General features: G+C 71.4%; 28 protein-coding genes. 12 read left to right on the top strand and 16 right to left on the bottom strand.

The window, feature by feature from the left end:
- The 4 genes from ACU6XJ_RS14710 to ACU6XJ_RS14695 form a co-directional block, all read right to left on the bottom strand.
- Nucleotides 1–264, bottom strand: a complete 264-nt coding sequence (locus ACU6XJ_RS14710) for a Trm112 family protein (RefSeq protein WP_476311158.1) — start codon at nt 262–264, stop codon at nt 1–3.
- Nucleotides 265–277: 13 nt separating this feature from the next.
- On the bottom strand, nt 278–1,627 hold the full coding sequence (locus tag ACU6XJ_RS14705; protein WP_476314019.1) for a phosphomannomutase/phosphoglucomutase: 1,350 nt from the start codon (nt 1,625–1,627) through the stop codon (nt 278–280).
- Between the two features lie 78 nt (nt 1,628–1,705).
- Nucleotides 1,706–2,062 carry a DUF3499 domain-containing protein gene (locus ACU6XJ_RS14700; protein ID WP_476311155.1) on the bottom strand — a complete coding sequence of 119 codons (357 nt, stop codon included), beginning with the start codon at nt 2,060–2,062 and terminating at the stop codon, nt 1,706–1,708.
- Nucleotides 2,063–2,158: 96 nt separating this feature from the next.
- The gene (locus ACU6XJ_RS14695) at nt 2,159–2,578 is read right to left on the bottom strand and encodes a VOC family protein (protein WP_476311152.1); all 420 of its coding nucleotides are present in this window, start codon (nt 2,576–2,578) and stop codon (nt 2,159–2,161) included.
- A 69-nt stretch (nt 2,579–2,647) separates the two neighbouring features.
- Between ACU6XJ_RS14695 and ACU6XJ_RS14690 the strand changes: the two genes are divergently transcribed.
- A complete protein-coding gene (locus tag ACU6XJ_RS14690; protein WP_476311149.1) occupies nt 2,648–3,121 on the top strand; it encodes a metallopeptidase family protein in 474 nt (157 codons plus the stop codon).
- A gap of 55 nt (nt 3,122–3,176) precedes the next feature.
- Here ACU6XJ_RS14690 and ACU6XJ_RS14685 read toward each other — a convergent pair whose 3' ends face one another.
- From ACU6XJ_RS14685 to ACU6XJ_RS14665, 5 genes are all read right to left on the bottom strand, one after another.
- Nucleotides 3,177–3,383, bottom strand: a complete 207-nt coding sequence (locus ACU6XJ_RS14685; RefSeq protein WP_476311146.1) for a YidH family protein — start codon at nt 3,381–3,383, stop codon at nt 3,177–3,179.
- Nucleotides 3,384–3,405: 22 nt separating this feature from the next.
- Entirely contained in the window at nt 3,406–3,876 is a 471-nt protein-coding gene (locus ACU6XJ_RS14680; RefSeq protein ID WP_476311144.1) for a MarR family winged helix-turn-helix transcriptional regulator, read from the bottom strand.
- Nucleotides 3,877–4,146: 270 nt separating this feature from the next.
- Nucleotides 4,147–4,806: a pentapeptide repeat-containing protein gene (locus tag ACU6XJ_RS14675; protein WP_476311142.1), complete on the bottom strand. Its 660-nt coding sequence runs from the start codon at nt 4,804–4,806 to the stop codon at nt 4,147–4,149.
- A gap of 26 nt (nt 4,807–4,832) precedes the next feature.
- Entirely contained in the window at nt 4,833–8,267 is a 3,435-nt protein-coding gene (locus ACU6XJ_RS14670) for a glycosyltransferase (protein ID WP_476311139.1), read from the bottom strand.
- Between the two features lie 35 nt (nt 8,268–8,302).
- A complete protein-coding gene (locus ACU6XJ_RS14665; protein WP_476311136.1) occupies nt 8,303–8,587 on the bottom strand; it encodes a WhiB family transcriptional regulator in 285 nt (94 codons plus the stop codon).
- A 194-nt stretch (nt 8,588–8,781) separates the two neighbouring features.
- Between ACU6XJ_RS14665 and ACU6XJ_RS14660 the strand changes: the two genes are divergently transcribed.
- From ACU6XJ_RS14660 to ACU6XJ_RS14645, 4 genes are read left to right on the top strand one after another with little or no spacing between them, the layout of a single operon-like run.
- Nucleotides 8,782–9,531: a site-2 protease family protein gene (locus ACU6XJ_RS14660; RefSeq protein ID WP_476311134.1), complete on the top strand. Its 750-nt coding sequence runs from the start codon at nt 8,782–8,784 to the stop codon at nt 9,529–9,531.
- 26 nt (nt 9,532–9,557) lie between these two features.
- Entirely contained in the window at nt 9,558–10,550 is a 993-nt protein-coding gene (gene cofD / locus ACU6XJ_RS14655) for a 2-phospho-L-lactate transferase (protein ID WP_476311131.1), read from the top strand.
- Complete coding sequence (locus tag ACU6XJ_RS14650; protein ID WP_476311129.1) at nt 10,486–11,871, top strand: coenzyme F420-0:L-glutamate ligase; 1,386 nt, start codon at nt 10,486–10,488, stop codon at nt 11,869–11,871. The genes cofD and ACU6XJ_RS14650 overlap by 65 nt, the downstream gene beginning before the upstream one ends.
- Nucleotides 11,868–12,407 carry an NUDIX hydrolase gene (locus ACU6XJ_RS14645; RefSeq protein WP_476311126.1) on the top strand — a complete coding sequence of 180 codons (540 nt, stop codon included), beginning with the start codon at nt 11,868–11,870 and terminating at the stop codon, nt 12,405–12,407. The genes ACU6XJ_RS14650 and ACU6XJ_RS14645 overlap by 4 nt, the downstream gene beginning before the upstream one ends.
- 7 nt (nt 12,408–12,414) lie before the next feature.
- Here the strand turns inward: ACU6XJ_RS14645 and ACU6XJ_RS14640 are convergent, their stop codons facing one another.
- Both ACU6XJ_RS14640 and manB read right to left on the bottom strand, forming a co-directional pair.
- Complete coding sequence (locus tag ACU6XJ_RS14640) at nt 12,415–13,299, bottom strand: DNA-3-methyladenine glycosylase family protein (protein ID WP_476314017.1); 885 nt, start codon at nt 13,297–13,299, stop codon at nt 12,415–12,417.
- A 154-nt stretch (nt 13,300–13,453) separates the two neighbouring features.
- Nucleotides 13,454–14,536: a mannose-1-phosphate guanylyltransferase gene (gene manB / locus ACU6XJ_RS14635; RefSeq protein WP_476311123.1), complete on the bottom strand. Its 1,083-nt coding sequence runs from the start codon at nt 14,534–14,536 to the stop codon at nt 13,454–13,456.
- Nucleotides 14,537–14,679: 143 nt separating this feature from the next.
- Here manB and ACU6XJ_RS14630 point away from each other — a divergent pair, with 143 nt between their 5' ends.
- Complete coding sequence (locus ACU6XJ_RS14630; RefSeq protein ID WP_476311120.1) at nt 14,680–15,132, top strand: hypothetical protein; 453 nt, start codon at nt 14,680–14,682, stop codon at nt 15,130–15,132.
- A 71-nt stretch (nt 15,133–15,203) separates the two neighbouring features.
- Here the strand turns inward: ACU6XJ_RS14630 and ACU6XJ_RS14625 are convergent, their stop codons facing one another.
- The 3 genes from ACU6XJ_RS14625 to ACU6XJ_RS14615 all read right to left on the bottom strand — a co-directional run bounded on the left by ACU6XJ_RS14625 (nt 15,204) and on the right by ACU6XJ_RS14615 (nt 18,553).
- On the bottom strand, nt 15,204–16,067 hold the full coding sequence (locus ACU6XJ_RS14625) for a glycosyltransferase family 2 protein (protein ID WP_476311117.1): 864 nt from the start codon (nt 16,065–16,067) through the stop codon (nt 15,204–15,206).
- A gap of 29 nt (nt 16,068–16,096) precedes the next feature.
- Complete coding sequence (locus tag ACU6XJ_RS14620) at nt 16,097–17,227, bottom strand: glycosyltransferase family 4 protein (protein WP_476314015.1); 1,131 nt, start codon at nt 17,225–17,227, stop codon at nt 16,097–16,099.
- Between the two features lie 192 nt (nt 17,228–17,419).
- A complete protein-coding gene (locus ACU6XJ_RS14615; protein WP_476311114.1) occupies nt 17,420–18,553 on the bottom strand; it encodes a glycosyltransferase family 4 protein in 1,134 nt (377 codons plus the stop codon).
- A 71-nt stretch (nt 18,554–18,624) separates the two neighbouring features.
- Here ACU6XJ_RS14615 and ACU6XJ_RS14610 point away from each other — a divergent pair, with 71 nt between their 5' ends.
- Nucleotides 18,625–19,557, top strand: coding sequence for a glycosyltransferase (locus ACU6XJ_RS14610; protein ID WP_476311111.1), 933 nt, complete (start codon nt 18,625–18,627; stop codon nt 19,555–19,557).
- A gap of 142 nt (nt 19,558–19,699) precedes the next feature.
- Nucleotides 19,700–20,332, top strand: coding sequence for a glucosaminidase domain-containing protein (locus ACU6XJ_RS14605; protein ID WP_476311108.1), 633 nt, complete (start codon nt 19,700–19,702; stop codon nt 20,330–20,332).
- Here ACU6XJ_RS14605 and ACU6XJ_RS14600 read toward each other — a convergent pair.
- A complete protein-coding gene (locus ACU6XJ_RS14600; protein ID WP_476311105.1) occupies nt 20,322–20,951 on the bottom strand; it encodes a maleylpyruvate isomerase family mycothiol-dependent enzyme in 630 nt (209 codons plus the stop codon). The two genes, ACU6XJ_RS14605 and ACU6XJ_RS14600, sit on opposite strands and share 11 nt — an antisense overlap.
- 65 nt (nt 20,952–21,016) lie before the next feature.
- Here ACU6XJ_RS14600 and ACU6XJ_RS14595 point away from each other — a divergent pair, with 65 nt between their 5' ends.
- The 4 genes from ACU6XJ_RS14595 (at nt 21,017) to ACU6XJ_RS14580 (ending at nt 25,898) form a co-directional block, all read left to right on the top strand.
- On the top strand, nt 21,017–21,466 hold the full coding sequence (locus ACU6XJ_RS14595; protein WP_476311102.1) for a MarR family winged helix-turn-helix transcriptional regulator: 450 nt from the start codon (nt 21,017–21,019) through the stop codon (nt 21,464–21,466).
- 88 nt (nt 21,467–21,554) lie between these two features.
- The gene (locus tag ACU6XJ_RS14590) at nt 21,555–22,169 is read left to right on the top strand and encodes a hypothetical protein (protein ID WP_476311099.1); all 615 of its coding nucleotides are present in this window, start codon (nt 21,555–21,557) and stop codon (nt 22,167–22,169) included.
- 121 nt (nt 22,170–22,290) lie between these two features.
- The gene (locus ACU6XJ_RS14585) at nt 22,291–24,816 is read left to right on the top strand and encodes a glycosyltransferase (RefSeq protein WP_476311097.1); all 2,526 of its coding nucleotides are present in this window, start codon (nt 22,291–22,293) and stop codon (nt 24,814–24,816) included.
- Entirely contained in the window at nt 24,813–25,898 is a 1,086-nt protein-coding gene (locus tag ACU6XJ_RS14580) for a glycosyltransferase family 4 protein (RefSeq protein WP_476311095.1), read from the top strand. The genes ACU6XJ_RS14585 and ACU6XJ_RS14580 overlap by 4 nt, the downstream gene beginning before the upstream one ends.
- Here the strand turns inward: ACU6XJ_RS14580 and ACU6XJ_RS14575 are convergent.
- Nucleotides 25,895–26,179, bottom strand: a complete 285-nt coding sequence (locus ACU6XJ_RS14575) for a hypothetical protein (protein ID WP_476311092.1) — start codon at nt 26,177–26,179, stop codon at nt 25,895–25,897. The genes ACU6XJ_RS14580 and ACU6XJ_RS14575 overlap by 4 nt on opposite strands.
- Nucleotides 26,180–26,304: the final 125 nt, after the last annotated feature.

Genomic DNA, 26,304 nt, shown 5'->3' with positions numbered 1-26,304 from the left:
TCACCCGCTCGTCGGGGTCCCGCCGCTGTCGGCAGGAGAAACGGTTTCAGTGTCGGGAGCGTGCGTCGAGACAACCGCCGATGGCACCGCCTCGTCAAGCAGCAGTACCGGAATCCCGTCCCTGACCGGGAAGCTGAGCCCGCAGGCGGTGCAGCTCAGGTAGTCGGCCCGGGGGTCGTCGGGGGTGCCGACCTGCAGTGCGGCGTGCTTGGGGCACGGGCAGGCAAGGATCTCCAGCAGGGTGCTGTCGAGCTGAACAGCCATGGTCTCTCCTTGCTCAGGCCCGCACGATCGCGAGAACCTCGTCCCGCAGCTTGGCCACGGCTTCCCCGGACGGCGCCTCGACGTTGAGCCGCAGCAGCGGTTCGGTGTTGGACGGCCGCAGGTTGAACCAGCCCTCGCTGCCGAGGTCGACGGTCAGGCCGTCCATCTCGTCGGTGGTGGCATCGGGGCGGCCCGAGAACGCCGCCTTCACCGCCGCCATCCTCCCAGTCTGATCCTCGACGGTCGAGTTGATCTCGCCGGAGGCCTGGTAGCGGTTGTACTCCGCCATCAGCTCGGACAGCGGCGCCTTCGTCTCGCCGAGGGCGGCCAGCACGTGCAGTGCGGCCAGCATGCCGGTGTCGGCCCGCCAGAAGTCGCGGAAGTAGTAGTGCGCGGAGTGCTCGCCGCCGAAGATGGCGCCGGTCTCGGCCATGCTCTGCTTGATGAAGGAGTGCCCGACCCTGGTCCGCACCGGCTTGCCACCGTGCTCGGCGACGATCTCCGGCACCGCCTTGGACGTGATCAGGTTGTGGATGATCGTGCCGCCCGGCTCCTTGGCCAGTTCCCGCACGGCCACCAGCCCGGTGATCGCGCTCGGGCTGACCGGCTCGCCGCGCTCATCCACCAGGAAGCACCGGTCGGCGTCACCGTCGAAGGCCACACCAGCGTCGGCGCCGACCTCGCGGACCCTGGCCTGCAGGTCGACCAGGTTCTTCGGGTCGAGCGGGTTGGCCTCGTGGTTGGGGAAGTTGCCGTCGAGCTCGAAGTACATCGGCACCACGTCGAAGGGCAGGCCCTCGAAGACCTTGGGCACGGTGTAGCCGCCCATGCCGTTGCCCGCGTCGACCACGACCTTGAGCCGCCGGTTGGCGCTCAGGTCGACCAGGCTGTGCAGGTAGCTGGCGTACTCGGCGACCACGTTCTGCTCGCCGACGTTGCCGGTCTTGCCGTCGAAGGCGGGCACGCCCTGTTCGGCCATCTGCCGGATCTCGGCCAGCCCGCTGTCCTGCCCGACCGGGGCGGCGCCCGCGCGGCACAGCTTGATGCCGTTGTACTGGGCGGGGTTGTGGCTGGCGGTGAACATCGCGCCGGGCAGCTCGAGGTGGCCGGAGGCGAAGTAGAGCATGTCCGTGGAGGCCAGCCCGATGTTGATCACATCGACGCCCTGGGCCGTGACGCCATCGGCGAAGGCCTGCGCGAGCTCCGGGGAGGAGTCGCGCATATCGTGGCCGATCACGACGGCCGGACCGCCGACGAGGCGGGCGAACGCACCGCCGATGTCCCGCACGATCTCGGCGTTGAGTTGCTTGCCTACCAGGCCACGAACGTCGTACGCCTTGATGATGGCGGACAGGTCCCGCACCGCGTCTCCCGACATGATCAGCATTTCCCGAAGGGCTGTCGCGCGCAGCCTACCGGCGGGCGCGGACCGGCGGTCGGCCTACTGTTCGTCGGGGTCCGGCAGCACACGCAGATGTCCGCGGCGACCGGTGTTCTTGATCGTCTCGGGTGGAGGCGGCGGCTCGGCGCGACCGGCCTCCCGGACGGCCTCCGCCAAGGCGGTGAGGTCGTCGACGGTGGGCTGGGGCGGAACGAACTCACCCTCGTGCCGCACGACCTCCCAGCCTCGCGGCGCGGTCAATCGCATGGCGTGCTCCTCGCACAGGTCGTAGCTGTGCGGTTCGGAGTAGCTCGCCAATGGTCCGACGACTGCGGTGGAATCCGCGTAGGCGTAGGTAAGCGTCGCCACGGCCGGGTTAACGCACCCGGTTCGCGAGCACCGTCTCACACTCCGCACGGTGCGACGATAGCGCCCTCGATCACCGAGCAGTGGCAGGCACACCGGTTGACTTCACCGACACGCTGCGACAGCGCGGATTTCGCGGGCGTTTGCTCACGCACGCAGCAGGGTGGCACCGTCGTCGGTGATCGTGAAGCCGGAGCCGTAGGCGATCTCCCAGGCGTGTCCGTCCGGATCGTGGAAGATGCCGGAGTAGCCGCCCCAGAACGTCTCCCCGCCCTGCCGCATGATCGTCGCGCCCGCGGCCTCGGCTTGCGCGAGCACCGCGTCGACTTCCTCGGGTGAGCGCAGGTTCTGTGCGAGCGTGATGCCGCCCCAGCCACCCCGGTCCGCCGCGCAGGAGTCGGCGGCGAGGTCGGCGCGGCCCCACAGCGCGACGATCACGCCCGCTGCCTGGAACATCACGATGTCGGGCTCGCCGGAGGCGTCCACCCAGCCGAGCCTGGCGTAGAACGCTCGGGCGCGGTCGAGGTCCGCGACGCCGAGGGTGATCATGCTCAGTCGTTGCTCCACGCGGTCACCCTAGGTTGCCGGTCGGTGTCGGGCGGGAGGGACGTCGGTGCGACGGCGTACTCTCATCGGGTGGTCACGGCTCGAAGGAAACCCGCGGTCGGCAGGCGTCGGGACAGGCATGGGCGGGGTCTGCGCGGGCAGCTGTTTCCGTCGACGCTGCCCGCTGCCCGCAGCCGGTCGGAGCGGTTCGACGCGATGGTGCTCGAGGCGCTGGAGCCGATCGAGCAGCGGTGGCACAACGAGCTTGCCCAATTGGACGTCGCGGTGGACGACGTGCCCGAGGTGATCAACACCGATGTGGCCGCCGTGACCTGGGGCAGCGATGTGGTCGAGGACGGCAACGTGCCGCTGGCCCGGCTGGTGCCCGCGGGCGTGGACCGTCGCGGCATGCCGACGCGGGCCCGCATCGTGCTCTACCGCAGGCCGCTGGAGGCCCGCGCCCGCGACGGCGCCGACCTCGCCGACCTGGTGCACGACGTGCTGGTCGAGCAGGTCGCCAGCTACCTCGGCCTTGACCCCGGCGTGATCGACGGCGAATCCTGACCCCTGTCCTCGCGTTAGCGACCTCAACCTTGGAATAACGTCGCTATCACCCTGTTTAGGCCGCTAACCCGGGGAAAGCACGATCACCAGGGCGCAGCGAGCCGTCCAGATGCGCGGCGAGGAGTTCCACCGCGACGGCGGCGGCGACCAGCGCCGGCGCCGTGCGGATCCAGGCCAGGAAGGTCCGCTCGTCGGCGAAGCTGAAACGGGGATCGGGCTCCTGACCATCGCGGTAGACGGCCGCAGGCCATCGGCGCTTCATCGGCCCGGTCCTCCCGCCTGTTTCAGTCAGCCAGCCAATTGTCCTCCGAGCCGCCCTTGACCTCGACCGCACGCACCCTCAGCTTGTCGAGGAGGTCGTAAAGCTGCTCCCACTCGGTGGGTGCCAGCAGCGTCTCCAGGCGGTTGTAGGCCTCCTCGACCAGCGGCTCCACATCGTCGCGCAGGGCGAGGCCCTTGTCGGTAAGTGAGATGTGCACCCGGCGCCGGTCCTGCTGGCTGCGGGTGCGCATGACCAGCCCATCGCGTTCCAGCCGGTCGAGCACGCCCACCAGCACCGAAGGGTCGACGAAGCTGGCACCGGCCAGTTCGGACAGGGTCATGTCGGGTTCACCGACGTGATCCCAGAGCGCGCGCATGGCCCGCCACTGTGGCTCGGTGAGGCCGAAGGCCGAGAAGATCGATCGGAATCCTGGGCGCACTGCGTTCAGCGCTCTATTGAGCGCGACCGGGAGGGCTTTGACGAGTGGGCGCATCAGGGTTCCCTTCAACTGCAGGAGGTTGACGGTTGAACAAGGCCGATGCCCTCGGGTGGCGGGTCGGCATCAGGGCTTGCCGAGGTCGGCCGCGGGCCGTTTCGTGGCGGGAAGTCGCCCATTGCAGGAGGGCCCTTCCGTGCCATGCGTACCCCAAACGTTGCGCGGCCGATGGTTTACGTACAAGTAAAACACGCAGGGTTGTCGAAATGGCGGACATTGACCCCAATGTGCCAACTCTAATGGTGACGCAACTGGGCAAGATGGTGACTACCCGTCAAGAACCAATCCAAGCTCCACGGCGAGCTGATCGGCCACCTCGATCGCCTGCCCTGCGGTGATCACCGCGCCCTTGAGAGTGCGCAAGCCGCGGGTGCCCGCCAGCCGTGATCCGCGGAGGTCGCAATTGTCCGCGCGCTGGGCGGCGAACTCCACCCCTGCCAGGTCGCAGTCCACGAAGGCCACGTTGGACAGGTTCCCGCGGACCAATGCCTCGCGGAAGGAGCACTGGTGGAAGACCATCACGTCCTTGACCTGTCCGATGTGGATCACGCCGTAGTCGAACCGGGCATCGGCGAGGTAGGCGTCGCTGACCGTGCGCAGCGACAGCTGGATGCCGATGGCCCTGGTGGTCAGCAGCTCGACCCGCCGGACGGTGACCTCCTGCAGGGAGGCGTTGGACAGATCGGCGTTGCTGATCCGGACATCGGACAGCGTGAGTTCGTCCAGCCGAAGCTCGCAGGCGGTCAGCCGGTCGAGGTCGGCGCGGATGATGGACCCCGAGCCGCTGACACCCGACTGGTCGGCCTGCTCGCTGCGCGCGTCCTCGATCTCGAAAGCGCCGCCGAGATCCAGTTGCTTGGGCTCCAGCATGTGCTCGGGCAGCGATGGGCGGCGGAGAACGTGTCCTGCTACTTCCCGGTTGGCCATGTCCCCGGACGGTACGCGCCGCGGTCTCACCAGTAGGTGCTGCGTCGGCGGCTCGGCGACGGCACCGCGGTGATCACCGTGAACAGCAGGACCGCGGCTTGGCCGAGCAGCAGCACCGAGCGCAGCGTGCCGGGCTGCTCGACTCCGACCTCGGCGCTGCGGGCGGGCAGCGGCACCGCGACCAGATGGCCCCAGGCCTGGGTGAGGCCCGCGGGTTGGCCGTTGACGGTGGCCCGCCAGCCGGGTTCGAACTCGGCGGCCAGCACCAGCAGCCTGCCGTCGGAGCCGTCCGAGGTGCGCACCGCGATCGCGGGCAGCCTGGCGTCCACCGTGGCGATGCCCTGCGGCTCCAACTCGGCGGGCGGGCTGCCGCCGGTGCGGGCCTGGCGGGCCAGTTCGGGCGACAGCAGCATCGCGGGCGAGGCGGGCAGCAGCAGCCGGAGCACCGGGCGCCCATCCGAGGCGGACGGAGCGCCGGTCACGAGGTCGCCGCCCGCCGTCCGCAACTGCGCAGCCGACCGCTCGTCCGGCAGCACCACATACCGCACCCCCGCGGCCGCGAGGTCGGCCAACACGGTGGTGCTCGCGCGGCCCGAGGCGAGTTGGTCGGACAGGTCCCGCAGCCGGGCCACCGCGCCCGCCGCGGGTGGCAGGTCGTCGTCGCCGAAGCGCGGCATCCGCCCGATCACCAGGCGCGGCGGCTCGGCGTGGTCGGGGCGGCCGACGATGAAGACCGCCGAGCCGGTCCTGGCCACCTCGTCGAGCAGCGGGTTGGCCAGGGTCAGGCCGCCGTCCTCGCGCAGCGGTCCCGCCGATCCGAGCCACACCGCGGGCACGGCCAGCGCCGCGACCAGCACCCCGGCGAGCACCGGGCGCAGACGCAACCGGGTGCGGCTCAGCGCCACCTGCGCGATCCACAGCATCCCGGTCCCCGCCAACAGGTTCGGCACACCCAGCCCCGCCGTGGCCGCGGCGCCGCCCGCGACGGGGGCCTGCGGCAGCAGGGTCACCGCGGCGCCCGCCGCGATGCCGGCCACGACCAGCGCGGCGGGAATCAGCATCGGACGGCTGGGGCGCAGCACCACCGCGGCCACGGCGGCGGCCAGCACGATCGCGCCGGTCCAATGCGTCGTCGGCACGACGGCTGCCGCGCCGACCCCGTGCAGCACCAGCGCGGGAGAGGTCAGCAACGCCACCGGCCACGGCATGAGCAGGACGGCGGGCAGCAGCACCACCACGAAGATCGCCAGCCCACGGCGGGCCGCCACGCCGTGCGAGCCGGGCAGCGCCAGGAAGCCGCTGATGGTCAACAGCACCGCCGCCAGGTAGGTCAGCGGTGAGAACGCGCCGACCACGGCAAGGGCCAGCGCGGTGGCCAGCGCCGCGGGCAACAGCGGGCGGGCCGCCCCATCCACCCTTGCGGGCCACAGGATGGCGGCGATACCCGCGAGCACCGGCGGCAGCAGCAGGTGCACCACCACCACGTCGAGTTGCCCATGGCCCGCGGCGCTGACGGCGGCGGGCAGCAGGGCGTAGGCGCCGGCTACCAGCGCCCGGACCGGACGCGGGGCCGGTAGGCGGGCCGCCGCCAGGTAGGCGGACAGCCCCGCGAGGGGAAGCTCGGCGAGCAGCAGCAGGGAGGTCGCCGCCGCCGGGCCGCCGAGGGGGATGCCGAGCAGCCCCAGCACGCCGAGGGCGGCCGGGGCCTGGGCGGAGGTGCCGCCCGCCACCGGATGCCAGGCGGACAGGTACTCGCGCCAGACCGCGCCGAGGCCGGGCACCGGCAGCAGCCTGCCGCCCGCCAGGTCGAGGCCGAGCCGGTCGATGTGGATGACCAGGCTCAGCACCGCCAAGGCGAGTGTGAGCAGCAGCGGCGGGGCCAGCAGGACCTCGCGCAGCAGGCGGTACCGGTCGACCTCGACCAGCAGCAGATCCCGCTGCGGGGGCTGGGACCCGTCGCGGGGCACGGGCGATGGCCTGCGTGGTTCGGGCGCCGGGACCACCACGGTGCGCTGCGGGCGGCGAAGGCCCGCGGTGAGCGGGCGGCTGGCGCCGAGCCGGGCGCCGGGCGCGCCGGCGGGCAGCGCCTCCGGACCGCGCAGCGGACGCATCGGCCGCGGCACGGCGGGCTCTGAAGACGTGGTCCAGCTTGGAACGCCTGCGGGCGGCGCCTCACCGGCGGCAGGGCTCGCGAGGTCGGCAGGCGGTTCTGCTCCGGCATCGACTCGGCCCACAAGATCGACGCCCGGTTCCGCACCGGCCTCGGCTCGACCCGCGAGGCCGGCACCCGGACCCGCATCACCTACAGGCAATCCGGCTAGGTCGGGGCGAGTGGCGGCCGGGGCGGCCCAGCGCGCGAGGTCTGCCGGGAGTTCCTCACGGGCCGCGGCCTCGGCGATGCGGTGCCGCAGGGAAGCCGTGGCCAGTGCGGAGACCGCGTTGCGCAGCCGGGTCCAGCGGCTGGTCAGCAGCCCCCTGGTGCCTCTCGCCAGCGCGGGTCTGCCGGGCACGGACTCCCGCCGGAACCGACGCGCCTCCAACAACTCGGCGCGTCCACCCATCAGATACCCGACCACCGAAAGCTCGGCCCTGGCCAGCACAACCCTGCGCACCAGCAGGAAGCACAGCGACCGCAACAGGCTCAGCAGCACCAGTCGCGGCACCCCGACGGTGAACGCCGCCAGCGAGCAGTTGACCAGGAACGTGCGCGTCCCATGCCTGCGCGCCGCACCCTCGTGGGTGTCCCCGCCCAACGCGTCCGGGCTCCGCTCGCCCGTCGAAGCGGCATTGGCGTGGCGGATGCGGGCGGCGGGCACGGTGAGCACCACGTGACCGGCGTGGTTGACCCGCCAGCCGAAGTCGATGTCCTCCCGCAGCAGCGGCAGCGCCCGGTCATAGCCGCCCAGCGCGGTCCACACCTCGCGGCGGATCAACGCACCCGCGGAGCCGACGGCGAGTACCTCGCTGTTCTGTTCCCGCCCGGTGACAAGCTCGGCCGGGCCGAGTCCCGTCTGGCGGTGGCCCGCGGCGTCCATGGACAGCCCTGCCTCGGCGACCAGCCGGGGATCGGCCCAGTCCAGGCTCAGCGGTCCGAGCAGCGCGATGGACTCGCCGAGGTCGGCAGCGCTGAACAGCGCCGAGAGGCAGTCGGGTGCGACCACCGCATCGTCGTGCAGCACCCAGATCCAGCCGCCGGGATCACCCCACCGCCCCACGGCGTGGTCGACGCCGGCGTGGACGGCCTCGGCGAACCCGGTGTCCCGCGGCAGCGAGAGCACCTCATCCACCAGACCGCCGGACTCACGCAGAGTTTCCGAGAGAATCTGCGGCGTGTCGTCCGACGATCCGGTGTCGACCGCGATTACATGTCTTGGCCGCAGCGAGGACCGGGAAAGCGCGGCCAAGGCCTCGCGCAGCCAGCGGCCGCCGTCATGGCATACGAGCACGGCAAGGACAGGCACGGTGCGTGCCGTGCCCTGCTGGTGCCCTGATGAGTTCAGACGGCTCGCTTCTTCAGTTTGCGTCGCTCGCGTTCCGAAAGCCCGCCCCAAATGCCGAACCGTTCGTCGTGGGCCAGCGCGTACTCCAGGCACTCACTGCGCACTTCACAGCCGGAGCAGATGCGCTTGGCCTCCCGCGTCGATCCGCCCTTTTCGGGGAAGAACGCCTCGGGATCCGTTTGAGCGCACAGTGCGCGCTCCTGCCACTCCTGCTCTTCATCGGCCTCGTCGAACAGGTCAAAAACGTTCAACCCGAGGACGGGGGTGTCCAGTCGCTCCATGGCGTGGCCCCCTTTGGTTGCCGTGTGTCCCTCTCCGCCACCTCCCCTGTGGCGAAACGCCGCCCCCTGCAGCGGCGAATGACACTGCTGTGATTACACCCGTGTAGTCGCGACGGGTCAAGCGGAGTACACACGATGGTGGACACCCCCACCCGGGTGAGAAGAGCCTTGGCTAGCTGGGCAGACTGGATGCCGTGAGAGCACACAGCGCCCGCATCAGCCCGCTCTTCCTTGGCCTATTAGTTATTACCGTCGCCGCAGGTTTGCTCACCTTGATCGAGTCCGACACCGCTCGCGTCGCGGGCATTGTGCTGGTCGTGCTCGGCGGGTGGGCGGTATCACTGTGCCTGCACGAGTTCGGACACGCGCTCACCGCGTTCCGCGGCGGCGACCATTCGGTTGCCGCCAAGGGATATCTGACCCTGGACCCGCGCCGCTACACCGATCCGGTGCTGAGTCTGCTGCTGCCCATCATCCTGATCCTGATCGGCGGCATCCCGCTGCCCGGCGGCGCGGTCTGGATCAACCGGCACGCGCTGCGCAGCCGGGGCACCGAGTCCTGGGTGTCGCTGGCAGGCCCGCTGACCAACCTGGTGCTCGGCACGCTGCTGGCCCTCGGCGTGCTTTACGGCGAGCCCAACATCTACCTCGCGGCGGCGCTGAGCTATCTGGCCCTGCTGCAGTTCCTCGCGTTCATCCTGAACATCCTGCCCGTACCCGGTATGGACGGGTACGGCGCGATCGAGCCGTACCTGCCGCCGAAGTGGCAGCAGTTCGGGGACAAGGCCCGCCCTTGGGCATTCCTGGTGCTGTTCGCGTTGTTGTTCGCACTGCCGCCGCTGTTCTACGCGCTCAGCAGCGCCGCCTTGTCGCTGTTCATGGCGGCGGGCGGGGACCCGTACCTGGTCTACGAGGGCCAGGAGCGGTTCCGCTTCTGGGAGTAGCCGCGCGCTAGGGGAGGATTCACCGCATGAAGGTTGCAGTGCTCGTCGGCGGGGTCGGCGGCGCCCGATTCCTGTTGGGTCTCAAGCAGGCCCTCGGCCTGCCCGCGGTAGGCGCCCCGGCGGAACAGGGACCGCACGAGATCACCGCGATCGTCAACGTCGGCGACGACGTGTGGATGCACGGGCTGCGGATCTGTCCGGATCTGGACACCTGCATGTACACCCTCGCGGGTGGCATCGACACCGAGCGGGGCTGGGGGCGGCAGCACGAGACCTGGCGGATCAAGGAGGAGTTGGCCAAGTACGGGGCCGACCCGGACTGGTTCGGCCTCGGCGACCTGGACATCGCCACCCACCTGATCCGCAGCCGGATGCTGCGCGCGGGCTACCCGCTCTCCGCGGTCACCGAGGCCCTGTGCGCCCGCTGGCAGCCGGGTCTGCGGCTGCTGCCGGTCAGCGACAACCGGGTGGAGACCCACGTGGTGGTGGACGACCCGGAGGCGGGCGAGCGCCGGGCCATCCACTTCCAGGAGTGGTGGGTGCGATATCGCGCGGGCCTGCCCGCCCATGCGTTCATTTCGGTCGGCGCCGAGGAGGCCGTGCCCGCGCCCGGCGTGCTGCCGGTCATCGCCGAGGCCGACGCGGTGCTGGTCGCCCCGTCCAACCCAGTGGTCAGCGTGGACACGATCCTGAACGTGCCCGGCGTGCGCGGCGCGCTGCGGGACACCGCGGCGCGGGTGGTCGGCCTGTCCCCCATCGTCGGCGGGAAGCCGCTGCGCGGGATGGCGGATGCCTGTCTGTCGGCGATCGGGGTCGACACCACGGCGGCCGCCGTCGGCGCCTTCTACGGGGCGCGGAAGGACGCGGGCATCCTGGACGGCTGGCTGGTGCACTCCGGTGACACCACGGTGGTGCCGGGAGTCGAGGTGCGGGAGGTTCCGCTGCTGATGTCCGATGTGGACGCCACGGCCGCGATGGCACGGGCCGCGCTGGAGTTGGCCGGTGTCGGCACCGACTGACCACGCCGCCGAGCGGGTCGAAATCCTGCCGGTGACCGGCCTGCCGGAGTTCCGGCCGGGTGACGACCTCGCCGCGGCGATCGCGGAGCGGGCGCCCTGGCTGGCCGACGGGGACGTGGTCGTGGTGACCAGCAAGGTCGTGTCCAAGGTCGAGGGCAGGCTGGTCGCGGTCACGGGTGATCAGCAGGCGCAGCGCGGGCAGTTGGTCCGGCAGGAGGCCGACCGGGTGGTCGCCCGCATCGGCGACACGCTGATCACGCAGAACAAGCTGGGCATCGTGCAGGCCGCCGCAGGCATTGACGCGTCCAATGTGGACAAAGGCGAGCTCGCGCTGCTGCCGGTCGACCCGGACGGCTCGGCGGCGGCGCTGCGGGCCGAACTGCGGTCGCTGCTGGGTGTCGAGGTCGCGGTGCTGGTCACCGACACCATGGGTCGCGCGTGGCGGCTGGGGCAGACCGATGCGGCGATCGGCGCCTCGGGAATCCCCGTGCTGCACCGATACGCGGGGGCGGTGGACTCCCACGGCCACGAGCTGAAGGTCACCTCGCCCGCGGTGGCGGACGAGGTCGCGGCGGCCGCCGACCTGGTCAAGGGCAAGACCGGCGGCATCCCGGTGGCGGTGGTCCGCGGCCTGCCAGGCCTGCCAAGGGACGGCTCCTGCGCCGCCGACCTGATCAGGCCGCTGGAAGACGACGTGTTCCGGCTTGGCGCGGACGAGGCGCTGGCACAGGGCAGGCGGGAGGCCGTGCTGCTGCGGCGCTCGGTGCGCGAGTTCACCGCGGAGCCGGTGGACGGCGAGGCGCTGCGCCGCGCGGTGTCGGCGGCGCTGACCGCGCCCGCCCCGCACCACAGCAGGCCGCTGCGGTTCGTGTGGCTGCGGGAGCGGCGGGCCGAGTTGCTGGCGGCGATGCGGGAGCAGTGGCGGGCGGACCTGATCGCCGACGGCTGGGCAGGCGAGCGCGTGGAACGCAGGCTGCGGCGGGGCGACCTGCTGGTGAAGGCGCCGGAGGTGGTGCTGCCGTTCCTGGTGCGCGACGGCGCGCACGAGTACCCGGACGCCCGCCGCGCGGAGGCCGAGCGGACGATGTTCACGGTGGCGGGCGGCTCGGGCGTCGGCAGCCTGCTGGTGGCCCTGGCCGCCGAGGGGTTGGGCTCCTGCTGGGTCTCCTCCACCATCTTCTGCCCTCAAGTGGTTGTCGAGACTCTCGGCCTGCCAAGCTCATGGGAACCACTGGGCGCCATTGCCATCGGGCATCCGGCAGGGAGCCGATCGGGCCCGCGACCGGGCGCCGACCTGGATGAGGGGCTGGTAGAGCGTTGACCCTGCACGCCGACGCCGTACGCACGCTGGACGCGTGGAAACCGGACGACGATGGCCAGGAGGGACTGCGGCAGGCCCTGCTCGCGTTCCTGGCCGCCAGGGAGGACGCCTGCTACCGGTCCTGCGAGCCGGGGCACCTCACCGCGTCCGCCGTGGTGCTGGACGCGACGGGCGAGCACGTGCTGCTGACCATGCACCCCAGGGTGGGCCGCTGGCTCCAGCTTGGCGGCCACTGCGAGGACAGCGACGAGACGCTGGTCGGCGCGGCGCTGCGGGAGGCGATCGAGGAGTCCGGCATCCCGGGGCTGCGCATCGAACCGGAGCTACTGCACGTGGACGTGCACCCCATCACCTGCTCCCTCGGCAAGCCCACCCGGCACCTGGACGTGCGGTACCTGGTCCGCGCGCCGTTCGGCGCCAAGCCCATCCGCAGCCCCGAGTCCATCGACCTGCAGTGGTGGCCGGTGGACGCATTGCCGTCCAATGTGGACACCATTCCGAAGCTGGTCGGCCTGGCGCTGGCGCGCCGCGGCTGACCGCGGATCACAGCCTGCGGTAGTCGCGGGGGCTGTAACGCGGCCCGAACCGGGGGCGGCGGTGGCCCGAGGCCTCGATGTAGCGCACGGCGCGCTGCCGCTGCGGAGCATAGGGCGCGAGTTCGGCGAGCATGCCCGCGTCGTCCAGCGCCCTGCCGAGCAGCGCGTGGCCGATCACCGACGGCAGGTGGAAGTCGCCGACGCTGACCGCGTCCGGGTCGCCCCAGACGCGTTGGGCCACCTCGGCGGCGGTCCAGACGCCGATGCCGGGCACCTTGCGCAACAGGTCGCAGCCTTGGACCCCACGCAGTTCGGCGGCGCGCTCCAGCCGGTGGGCGACGTGGGCGGCGGCGATCAGCGCCCGTCGGCGGGCGCCGTCGACGCCCGCCCGGTGCCATTCCCAGTCGGGGATCGCCCGCACGGCCCGCGGAGTCGGCGGCACCCGCATCCTGGCGGGTGCGGGGCCGGGCGCGGGCGTGCCGAAGCGGGCGCACAGTTCGCGGAAGGACCGGCGCGCCTCGATGCCGGTGACCTTCTGTTCGAGGATGGACGGGAGCAGCGTGTCCCACACCCGGCCGGTGGCGCAGAGCCGCAGGTTCGGCATGGTCCGGCGGGCCTCGGCGACGATCGGGTGGTGCGGCTGGAAGCCCTCGTCGTCGTCCTGCGCGCCGAGCAGCCCAGGCACCGACTCCAGCATCCAGGCCGCGCCGTCACCCCAGGCGGAGGCGAGCACGGTGCCATCGGCCTCCCGGCGCAGCGCCAGCGTCGCGGCGCCGTCCGGCGTGGTGCCGGTGCGCCACAAGGCGCCGCCGTCGACCTGCCAGGTGGGATCGCCCCTGCCGCGCCGCAGCGGGCCGAGCACACCGGTGACGTCCAAGGGATAGGACGGCATCCAGCGCCTGGTCAGCTCGGCGGCGGCAATGGTCACCGGCGCACCCTACGACCCGCGGGCGAGCCGCCCGGAACTCGGGTCTGACGTCGGTGGAGAAGCGGCAACGGTCACCGGCGCACCCCACGACCCGCGGGCCGAGCCGCCCCGAACCCGGTCAGCCGTCGGTGGAGAAGCGGACCCCGCCGTCGGGCAGGGTGACGCCGGGCCACAGGCGAAGGCCGTCCACCAGTTCGCAGCGGGCGCCGACCACGGCGCCGTCGCCGATCACCGCGTCGCGGATGACCGCGCCCGCCCCGATCCTGGCGCCCGCGCCGATCACGCTGCGCTCCACGATGGCGCCGTCCTCCACCACCGACTCGTCGAACAGCACCGAGCCCTCCAGCCGGGAGCCGCCGCCGACGCGGCACTTCGCGCCGATCGTGGTGCCGCTGGTGATCACCGCGTCGGCCGCGACATCGGCGCCGGGAAGCACGATCGCCTGTCCTGCGGGACCGGGCAGCGCGTCGGAGGGCGCGATGCCGCGCACCAGGTCGGCGCTGCCCTGTACGAACGCGGCGGGCGTGCCCAGGTCGAGCCAGTAGGAGGAGTCCACGTGTCCCTGCAACCGCTTGCCCTCGGCGAGCAGGCCGGGGAACGTCTCGCGCTCCACCGACACCGGGCGGCCGGTGGGGATGGCCTCCAGGATCTCGCGGCGGAACACGTAGCAACCCGCGTTGATCTGGTCGGTCGGCGGATCGTTGGTCTTCTCCAGGAACGCGCTCACCCGCCCGTCGGCGTCGGTGGGCACGCAGCCGAAGCGGCGCGGGTCGGGCACCTTCACCAGGTGCAGCGTCACATCGGCCGCGGACTCGCGGTGGGTCCGCACCACGCCGGGCAGGTCGACGCCGGAGAGGATGTCCCCGTTGAAGATCATCACATCGTCGGCGCGGAGCTTGTCGGAGACGTTGCGGATGGCGCCCGCGGTGTCCAGCGGCACCTCCTCGATCACGTACTCAAGCTCGAGGCCGAGCGCGGAGCCGTCGCCGAAGTAGTCCTGGAAGACCTCGGCCTTGTATGAGGTGCCCAACACGACATGCGTGATGCCCGCGGCCTTGATGCGGGAGAACAGGTGCGTCAGGAAGGGGACACCGGCGGTCGGCAGCATCGGCTTCGGCGCGGACAGCGTCAGTGGGCGGAGACGGGTTCCCTTGCCTCCCACCAAAACCACCGCGTCGACGCCCGACAAGTGTGCGGACATACCCTTTACTCCTCCTTCACCTGACGCGAACACCGGCGCGGGGAATACTGTTGCAGAGGAGTTTTTCACTCCGGGCGCCGGTACCGTGAACACCGACGATCACATCAGTCCCGACGAGCGCCACCGAGAGAGAGGCCTGCGTCATGGACCCTCGCGAGCGTGCGGATCAGGCTCTCGCCCGCGCCAGGGCCAGAGGCGCCCACGTGGTCACCCCCGAGGTGGCGGTGTCGCCGATGGATGCCGCGTCCACGCAGGAGATTCCGCGTGCGGTGATCGCCGCGGCGGCGCGTCCGGCCCAGCCGGTGGAGCCGCCGACCGACCCGCATGGCATGCGGCTGAGCGACATCAGGCGGCAGGAGCCCCCGCAGCGCGGCCCGCGGCCCAGCGGCTGGGGCAGGCCCGCGCAGGCCCCGCAGCCCGCGGTCTCACAGGGGCAGCAGCCCACGCAGCCGATGGCACGGCCGGGGCAGCAGAAGGATGTCAACCAGGCGCTCAACACGTCCCCCGCGCCGCGGCGACCCGCATCGCCGATCACCAACGCGCTGGACGCGGATACCGCGCCCGGCTCGCGGATCGAGCGGGCGCTGGACAGCTGAGCTCGCGCCAACCGCGCGGCTCTTGCCCTGTGTACGGCTGAGGTCCGCGGGTGTCGCAAAGTACCTGCAAGTTAACTCGTTTGGCGTAGTCCCCACCAGCAGCGGAGCTTCAGTCCGGCCTTCAGCGCGAGCCGCAGCGGCAGCCACCGCAGGCCGCGGTGGCGGTCGGCGAGGTAGCGGTAGGCGCTGTCGTGGTGCGCCTTGAGCATCCGCGCGCTCGCGTTCTTGGTGGCGTGCCCGCCGATGTGCACCACCTCGGCCGCGGGCAGGTAGACGTTGCGCCAGCCCGCCCTGCCCAGCCGTTCGCCGAGGTCGACGTCCTCGAAGTACATGAAGTAGCCGGGGTCGAAGCCGTCCACCGAGTCGAAGGCGGTGCGGCGCAGCAGCAGGCACGACCCGGACAGCCAGCCCACGGCGCGGGTGCCGGACTCGGCGTCTTCCTGCCGGTAGGCGCGGGTCCACGGGTTGCCCGCCCACACGGTGCCGAAGACCGCGTGCCCGATACCGCGGCCCAGCGAGGGCACCAGCCGGGCCGACGGGTAGACCTCGCCGGTGGTCTCGCGGATCAGCGGCCCGAACGACCCCCCGCGCGGCCAGTCGGCGGCACCGTCGATCAGGGTGTCCAGGCTGCCCTCGGACCATTCGATATCGGGGTTGGCGACCACGATCCAGCCCACCTCGTCGCCGAACTCGGCGACCCCGCGGTTGGCCGCGGTGCCGTAGCCGAGGTTGCCGCCGGTGGGCACCAGTCGCACGTTGTCCCGCTTGGCCGCCTGCTGCGGCGCCCCGTCGGTGGAGCCGTTGTCGGCGAGGATCACCTCATACGGCCTGGCGGTGGCCTTCTCCAAGGTGTCCAGGAAGCGGGTCAGCATCTCGCCCGGCGAGTAGGTCACCGTCACCACGCCAAGCTGGTCGCCATACGTCTTGGGCTGCACGGCCACGCATTGTGCCGTACCGCACCGCGTCAGCGGCGCTTGCGGTGCAGCAGCGCTGCCCTCGCATAGGCCTCGCGGTGCTTGGCCGCGCTGCCCGCCCAGGTGAACTCCTTGGCCCGGCGCACCGCCGCCTCCGCCAGGTCGCTGCGCCGACCGGGGTCATCCAGCAACTCGCGCAGCGCCACCGCGATGTCACCGGCGCCGACGCCGCCGTAGGCCACCGCGTCGCCGCCGACCTCGGGCAGGCTGAGCCGCCGGGTGGTGAGCACACAGGCGCCGCAGGCCATGGCCTCCAGCACCGGCAGTCCGAAGCCCTCGCCGAGGCTCGGGTAGGCCACGACCTCCGCGCCGCCGAGGAACCCGGCGAGTTGTTCGTAGGGCAGGTAGCCCGCCCTGATCACCCGGATCCAGTGCGGCACGGCGTCCAAGGCGCGTTCCACCTGCCCGTCCCAGCCGGGCTGCCCGGCCAGCACCAGCGCCGGGGAGTCGGTGCGCCCCCGGCATGCCCTGGCGAAGCCGCGGATCAACGCGGGCACGTTCTTGCGCGGCTCCAGCGCACCGAGAAACGCCAGGTAGGGGCGGTCCCCCAAGTCCAAGGTGCGGCGCACGGCGGCCACCTCGGCCGGGGTCGGCGGGTGGAAGCGCTCCACGTCGACGCCGTGGTGCGCCACATGCATCATCCGCGCGTCCCCCGCCGCGACCCTGGTCAGTTCCGCGGCGGTGGCGCGGCTGGGCACCACGCAGACCGAGGCGCGGCCCAGCGAGAGCTTGGTCCAGGTGCGGAAGAACCGCGCCTTGACCGAGGAGTGCAGCACGGAGTCGGTGAAGAACGTCGCATCGTGCAGCGTGACCACCGAGGCCACGGGGTTGGCCAGCGGCATCGTGTAGTGCGGGGAGTGCAGCACGTGCACGCCCAGTTTGGCGGCCAGGCTGGGCAGCGTGGTCTGCTCCCAGGACAGCCGCGCGGTCCTGGTCGCGACCGACTCCGCGGCGGCCACGATCCGGGAGCGGGGGGCGAGCGAGGAGTACAGGTCGGCATCCCGCGGCTGGCACACCACGGTGATGCGGGCCCCATCGTCATCCAGCGCCGTGACAAGGGAGTCGACATACCGCCCGACCCCGCCCCGGTCGGCGGGCACAGCGGTGGCGTCGACCAACACCCTCGGATCGCCAGTGGACACGCGTGCAGACTACGACCACCCGCAGACGCAGATGTGCCGAACCGAAAAACTGATGAACACCCGGCCACGAAAGACATATGTCGGACATTCGCTTGCCGCCCGACAACGGGTTTGGTGACCTAAACCGGGCGAAAGCGCCCCTCCAGGACGGGTTCAGGTCACCAAACCGGCTTAGCGGAGGCCGCCGCGGACCGCGTGGTAGAGCTCGAGGTGGAGCTTCCAGACCGAGCGGGCGGCCTGGTCCCAGCTGAAGCGGGCGGCGCGGCGGCGGCCCGCGTCGATCAGGGCGGCGCGGCGTTCGGTGCTCTCCACGACGGCGCGCAGGGCGGCGGCCAGGGCGGTCGGGTCGCTGCGGCCGACAACGGTGCCCGCGCCCGCGGCCACCTCGACCAGCGCGGGGGCGTCGGAGTGCACGACGGGCACCCCGGCGGCCATGGCCTCCAGGACCGGCAGGCCGAAGCCCTCGGCGAGGCTGGGCGCGGCCAGCACCGCCGCCCGCTGGAGCACCACCGCCAACTCGGGCTCGCTGACCTTGCCGAGCAGGACGAGACGGTCGTCGGGGAAGCCGTGGCTGCGGGCGATGGCCAGCGGGTCGACCCCGCCCCAGCCCGGCGCGCCCGCCAGTACCAGCGGCAGCCGGGGCGCGGTCGGCCTGCTCATCGCTTCGATGAGCACCGCGTGGCCCTTGCGCGGCTCGATCGTGCCGATGATCAACACGTATTCCTCAGGCAGCCCGAGGCGATCGGCGATGGCCTTGGCGCGCTGCTCCTCCAATGGCTGGAGCAGCGCCTCCGACGGGCCCTCGCCGATCACGTGCACCCGCGCCGGGCCCGGCGCGAACTTGCTCAGTTCGGCGGCGACCGCGGCCGTGGGCACCACCACCGCCTGGGCGCCGTGCACGGCCTTCTCGATGGCTCTGCGGTGCCAGCGCACGCCGCGGGCCGACAGTGTCTGCGGATGCGTCCACGGCACCGTGTCGTGCACGGTGACCACCAGGCTGCGGCCGCGTTTGGCCGGCGGGGCGAGCGGGGTCGGGGCGTGCACGGTGTCGCCGCCCGGCCACAGCGGCACCCCGCGCTCCCAGGCCAGCGTGAGCGCCTGCCGGGGCAGCGGCAGCACCCTCGGACCCTCCACCCCCGCGATGATCGCGGCGCTGGGGTCGGGGTGTTTGGCCACGACGCTGCTCACCACCCACTCCGATGGCGCGGCGATGGCCAGGGCGGCGGCGAGTTCCCTGGTGTAGCGACCGGTACCGCCGGGCACCGGCGCGAGAAGCTGTTCGGCGAGCACGACTAGCTCAGGCACAGGGTGAACGTACCGGGGCGGGGAGACCGCCGTGAGAACACCGACCACCTCTGCCGGGTAGTTTCCTCCGCGTGTCGGTTCGCAGCACGGTGGTCGTGGTGACCTGGCGGGGGCGGGATCACCTCGCCGCCTGCTTGGACGCGCTCGCGGCACAGCACCGGCCGCACCGGCTGCTCGTGGTGGACAACGCCTCCGACGACGGCACCGCGGCGGTGCTCGCCGCGCACTCCGCGGTGTCCGAGGTGCTGCGGTTGGACCGCAACCGCGGCTACGCGGGCGGGCTGGCCGCCGCGCTGCCGGAGGTGACCACCGAGTTCGTCGGCTGGCTCAACGACGACGCCGTGGTAAACCCCGGCTGGCTGGCCGCGCTGGAGGACGCGCTCGACGCCGACCCGAGAGCGGCGGCCGCGGGTTCGGTGCTGCGCAGACCGGATGGGACGGTGCAGACCATCGGCGTCGGCCTCACCCCCGACGGCCACGGCCGGGACCTCACCGGCGGGGCGGTGTTCGGGTTCTGCGGCGGGGCGGCGCTGCTGCGCACGGAGGCGCTGCACGCCGTTGGCGGGGTGCCCGCCGAGTTCTTCTGCTACTACGAGGACGCCGACGTGTCCTGGCGGCTGCGGCTGGCCGGGTGGACGGTGGTGTCGGTGCCCGCCGCGGTCGCGGTGCACGCGCACGGCGCGAGCACCGGGCTGGGCTCGGCGCCGTTCCACCGCTGGAACGAGCGCAACCGGCTGTGGACGCTGCTGCGCTGCGCGCCCGCGGGAATCGCGGCGCGTGAGGTGGCCCGGTTCGCCGCGATCACGCTCGCGCTGTGGCCGCGCCGCCTGCTCGGACGCCCAGTGCCGAAGGCGCCGAACTTCCGGGTCACTCTGCGCGCTCGGGTGCTGGGCACCGTGCTGGTGACCGTGCCGGTACTGCTGCGGGCCCGCCGGGCCATTCATCGACGTTCGACGGTGAACCGCAACCGGATTTGGCGGGACTGGGCCACCCCGCAGCAATAACGCTGCGTATCGCCAATATTGCCCAATTGTGTGGAGTAAACTCGGTTTACCTCGTTTATCTCACGGTGGGCATCATTTGGTTCGGCCAAACAGGCACGATCGAAGCCGCCATAAAACAGCTTACACCGGCAATGCCTAGAGAATGCAAACACAAATCCGAAGAACCGCGGTCGGCGGAATCTTTTTCGCCCTCGCGCTGGCCGTCGCCATTGCCGTCCAGCCGGCCGCGGTCGCAGACAGCTTAGAGTCCGAACCGCCGAGCAGACAGTTGGTCGTCGACGAGGCCTACCGGGATCTTGACCGGTTGGCCGACTTCCAGACCAGGTATATCGCAGGCGTCGCACCCAACGCGGTGGCGGTGATGGGCGAGTTCCGGGTGCCCGCGTCGGTGGGCATCAGCCAGTCGGCGCTCGAATCCAACTGGGGGCGCAGCAAGCTCACCACCAACGACAAGAACTTCTTCGGCTTCAAGTGCTTCGGCGCGAACAACCCCGGGCCGATCGCGGTCGGCTGCCACGAGTACGTGACACATGAATGCACCCCCGACTGCCACGAGACCAAGGCGTACTTCAGGGTCTATCGCGACGCGCACGACTCCTTCCGTGATTACGGAAGGCTGCTGAACACGCCCGGATATGCGGGAGCATTGCAATACGCGCACGATCCGGACAAGTTCATCAGGGTGATCAGCAAGCGGTATGCCACTGATCCGCATTACGCGGACAAGGTGATCAAGATAATGACCACCTTCGACCTGTACCGGTTCAACCGCTAGCCGCGAGCCTGGCCGCTCCCGGCCCGCCGAGCTTGGACACCGCACCGTCCCGACCGGTGACCAGCAGGAGCAGGGCGTCGATGGGGCCGCTGACCTCGGCGCCCTCTCCTGCCGTCCAGTCGGTGTCGGTGGCGACCAGCCGCAATCCGGCGAGCCGTCGCCGGGCGTTGAACGGCCAACCCATGCTCCACACCCGCCGCGCCGCCACCGCGGCGGCGGCAGTGGGCATCCGCCGGGTGCGACCGATGGCCAGCGCGATGTCCTGGCCGTGCACCAGGATGTCGATCAGCGGTTCCAGGTGGGTCGTGCCCGGCGCCAGCCTGCGCGAGCCCGCGAAGCCGCGGAGTTGGGCGGTGATCTCCGCTCTCGGTAGCCGGGCCTGCTCCTTGGCGGTGTCCAGGATCATCCGGTTGAAGCTGCCACGGGCCTTCACCAACGCGGTCAGCGCGCGCAGCAGCGTGACCTGCGGGGCCAGGGTGAGGTGGGCGGCCACGTCACGCACCGTCCAGCCAGGGCACATCGACGGCGTCGCCCACTCCTGATCGGAGAGCCCGTCGAGGAAGTCCGCCATGCTCCGGCGCTCCGCGTCGATGGCCAGCCACACGTCGTCACGATCCATGACGCCCTCCCCAACTATTCAGGGTGCCTGAATATAATGCTTCCTGAAGAGTACGAGGAGGGCCGATGAGAGACAACCGCCGTGACCGGTCCGTTAACGCCCCCGGGGACAACACGGCGGCTCTGCTCTTCCAGGCGTACCTGCGGCTGGCGGGGGTCATCAACGGCGCCATGCGCGAGCACGACCCCCGCGCCCGGCCCGCGCACGCGGCCGTGTTCATCCAGATGGAGCCCGACGGCATCCGGCTGACCGGGCTCGCGGCGAAGGCGGCGATGTCCCCGCAGGCCATGGGCGAGTTGGTGGACGACCTCGAACAGCTGGGCTACCTCCACCGAGTGCCCGACCCGAGCGACCGCAGGGCAAAGCTGATCAAGTTCACCGAGCGCGGCCACCAAGCGCTGGAGGCGGCTTTCGGCGTGATCGACGGCGTGCAGCGCAGGTTGGCGGAGGTGCTCGGCGCCCCCGCGCTGGACGACCTGCACCGCACTCTGCACCGCATCGTCACCGACTACTGACCTATGTGATCGGTTCACCTTTCCGGCGGATTGCGACGAGGCTCATTGCCTGGCTGACAACCGCCCGAGACGCACATACGTTGGGCTCATGGCACGCCCGAGACGACGACGGACGCCCCACCTGGCGCTGTCGGCTCTCGTGCTGGTCCTCGGCCTGCTGCTGATCGGCGGCTCGGTGGGACTCGTGGTGCTGCCCCCGCACTCCCAGCTTTTCGCCATCCTGCTGGCCGTGGTCGCCGCCTTCACGTTCTTCCTGGGCGTCGGCATGGTCAGCCGCAACGGCTTCCTGGTGATCGCCGCCGCGCTGGGCGGGCTGGGCCTGTGCATCCTCGGCATCGTCAACGGAAACGATGTGACGCTCAGCGCCGTCGGCACCCAGACCACCTGCACGGTCGACGGGCACCGCTCCGAGCAGGGCACCCGCGCGATGCAGCACATCCACCAGGTGACCTGCCAGGACGGCCGCACACTGGAGGTCCACGCCACCGGCGCCCCACTGGGCAACGGCTCGGTCGAGTCGGTCCGCTTCGATCCCCGCGGCCTGGTCCGCCCGATGTTCGAACAGGACCGCAGCGTCAAACGCCGCTACCTCACGGCCGCCACGGGCGCCGTCACCGTTTTGATCGCCGCCGCCGCCTTCCCGGTGGGCGTCAGGGCCCGCCGCCGAGCAGCCGCGACCGAAACGGACAGCACGCCCCGCTGACCGCCCGATCCGCTCGGGCGCTGGGGCAACGCAAGATTCACATTCCCCTCTCGGCGCGCTCCACAGCACATAGGGCAGAGTTAGAGCAGCCTCGTGTAAGTACGCCGGAAGGGGTTCGACCGTGGCCGAGCAGGCCGGGCTGCCCAAGGTCTCGGTGATCGTGGTCAATTACCGCGGCGCCGACGACACCATCACCTGCCTGCGGGCACTGCGGGACGAGCTGGACTACCCGGCGGAGTCGCTGCAGCTGATCTGCGTGGACAACGCCTCCGGCGACGGCAGCGCGGCGAAGATCCGGGCCGCGGTCCCGCAGGCCGTCCTCGTGGAGTCGCCGACCAACTCCGGTTTCGCGGGTGGTTGCAACCTGGGCGCGGCACGGGCCGACGGCGCGGTGCTGGCGTTCCTCAACAACGACGCCCGGCCGCACCGGGACTGGGTGCGCGCCGCGGTCGGCGTGCTGCGCGCCGAGCCGACCGTCGGCGCGGTGGCGAGCAAGGTGCTGGACTGGGACGGCCGCGACATCGACTTCGTTGACGGCGGGCTGACCTGGTTCGGGATGGGCTACAAGCGGCACGCGGGCCGTCCCGACGACGGCAGTCACGACATCCCCCGCGATGTCCTGTTCGGCACCGGGTCGGCGTTGTTCGTGCGGGCCGAGCTGTTCGCCGCGCTGGACGGCTTCGACGAGCGGTTCTTCATGTTCTACGAGGACGTCGACCTCGGCTGGCGGCTCAACCTGCGGGGCTGGCGGGTCCGGTATGAGCCGCGGTCGCTGGCCTACCACCGGCACCACGCGTCCATGGCCGACGTGCACTCCGCCCGCGAGTACTACCTGCTCGAGCGCAACGCGCTGGCCTGCCTCTACAAGAACGTCGAGGACGCCACGCTGGGCCGGGTGCTGCCCGCGGCGATGGCGCTGGCCGTGCGCAGGGCCACCGCCCGCGGTGAGGTCGACCCCACCCAGCTGGAGATCACCCGCAGGCCCGCGGACCCTGCCGAGGACGCCGAGCCGGTGCCGGTACCGCGGGAGACGCTGGCCGGGCTGTTGGCCATCGACCAGTTCGTCGAGTTGCTGCCCTCGCTGAAGGCGTCCCGCGAAGTCGAGCAGGCCGCCCGGGTGCGGTCCGACGCCAGCCTGGTGAGCCTGATGCGCAAGGCGCTGGAACCCGCCTACCCGCTGCCCCGCTACCTCGCCGCGCACGACGCGCTGGTGGAGGCGTTCGGGCTGGACGAGGTGTACGGCAGGCCGCGGCGGATCGCGGTGATCACCGGCGACGCGCTCGGCGAGCGGATGGCCGGGCCCGCGATCCGCGCCTGGCACATGGCCGACGTGCTGTCCGGGGAGCACGAGGTGCGCCTGATCAGCGTCAACAAGCATTGCGCTCCAGGCGAAGCGCCCTTCGACATCCTGCGGTGCCGCCCACGCGAGCTGATGGAGCAGGTCGAGTGGGCCGACGTGATCGTGTTGCAGGGCCACGTGCTGGAGATGGTGCAGTCGTTGAAGAAGCCGGGCTCCACCAAGATCGTGGTCTGCGATATGTACGACCCGATGCACCTCGAACTGCTGGAACAGGGCAAGGACGCCGACGACGAGCGCCGCGTGAAGGACCTCGACGGGGTGACCAGGGTGCTCAACGAGCAGCTGGAGCGCGGCGACTTCTTCCTCTGCGCATCGGAGCGCCAGCGGCATTTCTGGCTCGGCCACCTCGCCGCGCTGGGCAGGCTCACCCCCAACCTCTACGACGCCGATCCGACCACACGGTCGCTGCTGGCCGAGGTGCCGTTCGGGATGGCGGGCAAACCGCCGCAGCGCACGGGGTTGGGCATCCGCGGCCGCATCGAGGGCATCGGCGAGTCCGACAAGGTGATCCTCTGGGCGGGCGGGGTCTACAACTGGTTCGACCCGCTGACCCTGGTGCGCGCCATGGACATCCTGCGTGCCGACCACAACGACACCCGGCTGCTGTTCCTCGGCATGCGCCATCCGAACCCGGATGTTCCCGAGATGGGCATCGCCGCGCAGACAAGAGGCCTGGCCAAGCGGCTGGACCTGGCCGGAAAGCACGTGTTCTTCAACGAGTGCTGGGTGCCGTATGACGAGCGGCAGAACTGGCTTCTGGATGCCGACTGCGGCGTGACCACTCACCATGAGCATGTGGAGACCACCTTCGCGTTCCGGACGCGGGTACTCGACTACCTCTGGGCCGGGCTGCCCATCGTCACCACCGACGGCGACTCCTTCGCCGACCTGGTGCGGCGTGAGCGGCTGGGCGTCGTGGTCCCTGCGGAGGACCCCGCCGCGCTGGCGGCGGCCCTTGGCCGGGTGCTCTACGACGCGGACTTCGCGGCGGGCTGCCGGATGCGCATCGGTGCGGTGCGGGAGCGCTTCGCCTGGGAGGCCACCCTGGCTCCGCTGGTGGAGTTCTGCCGCAACCCCCGCCCGGCCGCCGACCGGCTTTCGGAGAACGGGCCGCTGGTGCGGACCCCGGCGCTGGGCAAGGGCCAGGCGCTGCGCAGGGATCTCGATCTGATCAAGGATTACTTGAACGCGGGCGGACCTGCCGAGGTGGCCAAACGGGCCGCGGGCAGGCTGCGTCGGCTGGCAGGCGACAAGCTGAGGCACCCAGGAGGCACGGAACGCCGATGAACTCCCCACTGCGCGTGATGCTCGACGGCACTCCCCTGCTCGGAAACCGGACCGGCATCGGCCGGTACACCGCGGCCCTGGCGGGCGAACTGGCAGGCACGCCCGGTCTGGACGTGAGCGCGGTGGCGTTCACCGTGCGCGGCTGGCGGACGCTGCGCTCGGTGGTGCCGCACGGCGTGCGGGCCCGCGGTCTTCCGGTGCCCGCCCGGGTGCTGCGGGCCTGCTGGATGCGGGCGCCCGCGCCGCCGGTGGAATTGCTGGCGGGCAGCACCGACGTGCTGCACGCGACGAACTTCGTGCTCCCGCCGACGCTGCGTGCCGCGGGTGTGCTCACCGTGCACGACCTGGCTTTCCTGGACTCGCCTGCGGAACTGGCCGCGCTGGAGCGCGACCTGCCCGAGTTGGTGACCCGCTCGGTGCGGCGCGCGGCCGTGGTGTGCACGCCGACCAAGGCGGTGGCGCGGGTGGTGATGGAGCGGCTGAACGTGCCCGAGGAGCGGGTGGTGGTGACTCCGCTGGGCGTCGACCCCAGCTGGTTCACGGCCCGGCCGCCGAGCGCCGACCTGCGTTCCCGGCTCGACCTGCCCGCGGAGTACCTGCTCTTCGTCGGCTCGGACGGCCCGCGCAAGGGTTTGCCCACGCTGCTGGAGGCCCATCAGCGGGCGCCGGAACTGCCCCCGCTGGTGCTCGCCGGGCCACAGGTGGCCGGTGCCCACGACCGCGTGCACCGGACCGGCTATCTGTCCGATGCGGACCTGCGCAGTGTGGTGGCGGGCGCGAGCGCGCTGGTGCTGCCCTCCCGCGACGAGGGCTTCGGCCTGCCGGTGCTGGAGGCCATGGCCTGCGGTGTCCCGGTGGTCTGCTCCGACGTGCCCGCGCTGCGCGAGGTGGCGGGTGGCCACGCCATCCACGTTCCGGTCGGCGATCCCGAGGCTTTGACCGGCGCGCTGGAGAAGGCCGCTGAGCTGCCGCGCGATGACCAGGCGGTCGCCGAACGCAAGGACCACGCGGCGGGGTTCACCTGGGCGCGCTGCGCCGAGGCAACGGTCGGTGCCTACCAGCGGGCCTGCGGGCAGGGCTAGGCGAAGATCCGGTCCAGCATCCGGCGGAACGCGCCCTGAGCGGGGACGGCGGCCTGCGACCGGTGGGCGGCCTGGCTGCGCATCAGCCGGACGCAGTGCTCACAGCTGGGCCCGTCTTCGACGATCATGGGCGCGGCGGCGACCTCGGCCCCGCAGATCGCGAGGTAGACGCCGGTCTGCTGGCGGGCACACCGCATCTCGTCGGTGACCTGATGGGTGCGGTTGTCGATCACGCTCAAGATCGGGGTGACGTACAACCGCTCGGCATGGTGAATGCTCACGGTTCCTCACATCATGGTCATTGCGTGACGACATAACCCGCGATTTACTCACTGGTATGAGTACACCTTTACTCGCCGGTAAAGCAAACTTCGTAGGATGAAATGCCCGATTTGGACCACAAGGA

The organism is Actinorectispora metalli (assembly GCF_056323685.1).
Note: the sequence above shows the minus strand (reverse complement) of the source record. Positions and strands in the feature narration are given on the sequence as shown.

What these genes read in the sequence shown, in the direction of transcription:
- ACU6XJ_RS14600 (WP_476311105.1), bottom strand. Translation starts at nt 20,951, where the DNA reads ATGGATCGTGACGACGTGTGGCTGGCCATCGACGCGGAGCGCCGGAGC.
- manB (WP_476311123.1), bottom strand. Translation starts at nt 14,536, where the DNA reads ATGTCCGCACACTTGTCGGGCGTCGACGCGGTGGTTTTGGTGGGAGGC.
- ACU6XJ_RS14605 (WP_476311108.1), top strand. Translation starts at nt 19,700, where the DNA reads ATGCAAACACAAATCCGAAGAACCGCGGTCGGCGGAATCTTTTTCGCC.
- ACU6XJ_RS14650 (WP_476311129.1), top strand. Translation starts at nt 10,486, where the DNA reads ATGTGGACGCCACGGCCGCGATGGCACGGGCCGCGCTGGAGTTGGCCG.
- ACU6XJ_RS14680 (WP_476311144.1), bottom strand. Translation starts at nt 3,876, where the DNA reads ATGCGCCCACTCGTCAAAGCCCTCCCGGTCGCGCTCAATAGAGCGCTG.
- ACU6XJ_RS14595 (WP_476311102.1), top strand. Translation starts at nt 21,017, where the DNA reads ATGAGAGACAACCGCCGTGACCGGTCCGTTAACGCCCCCGGGGACAAC.
- ACU6XJ_RS14590 (WP_476311099.1), top strand. Translation starts at nt 21,555, where the DNA reads ATGGCACGCCCGAGACGACGACGGACGCCCCACCTGGCGCTGTCGGCT.
- ACU6XJ_RS14640 (WP_476314017.1), bottom strand. Translation starts at nt 13,299, where the DNA reads ATGCCGTCCTATCCCTTGGACGTCACCGGTGTGCTCGGCCCGCTGCGG.
- ACU6XJ_RS14710 (WP_476311158.1), bottom strand. Translation starts at nt 264, where the DNA reads ATGGCTGTTCAGCTCGACAGCACCCTGCTGGAGATCCTTGCCTGCCCG.
- cofD (WP_476311131.1), top strand. Translation starts at nt 9,558, where the DNA reads ATGAAGGTTGCAGTGCTCGTCGGCGGGGTCGGCGGCGCCCGATTCCTG.
- ACU6XJ_RS14675 (WP_476311142.1), bottom strand. Translation starts at nt 4,806, where the DNA reads ATGGCCAACCGGGAAGTAGCAGGACACGTTCTCCGCCGCCCATCGCTG.
- ACU6XJ_RS14630 (WP_476311120.1), top strand. Translation starts at nt 14,680, where the DNA reads ATGGACCCTCGCGAGCGTGCGGATCAGGCTCTCGCCCGCGCCAGGGCC.
- ACU6XJ_RS14685 (WP_476311146.1), bottom strand. Translation starts at nt 3,383, where the DNA reads ATGAAGCGCCGATGGCCTGCGGCCGTCTACCGCGATGGTCAGGAGCCC.
- ACU6XJ_RS14580 (WP_476311095.1), top strand. Translation starts at nt 24,813, where the DNA reads ATGAACTCCCCACTGCGCGTGATGCTCGACGGCACTCCCCTGCTCGGA.
- ACU6XJ_RS14665 (WP_476311136.1), bottom strand. Translation starts at nt 8,587, where the DNA reads ATGGAGCGACTGGACACCCCCGTCCTCGGGTTGAACGTTTTTGACCTG.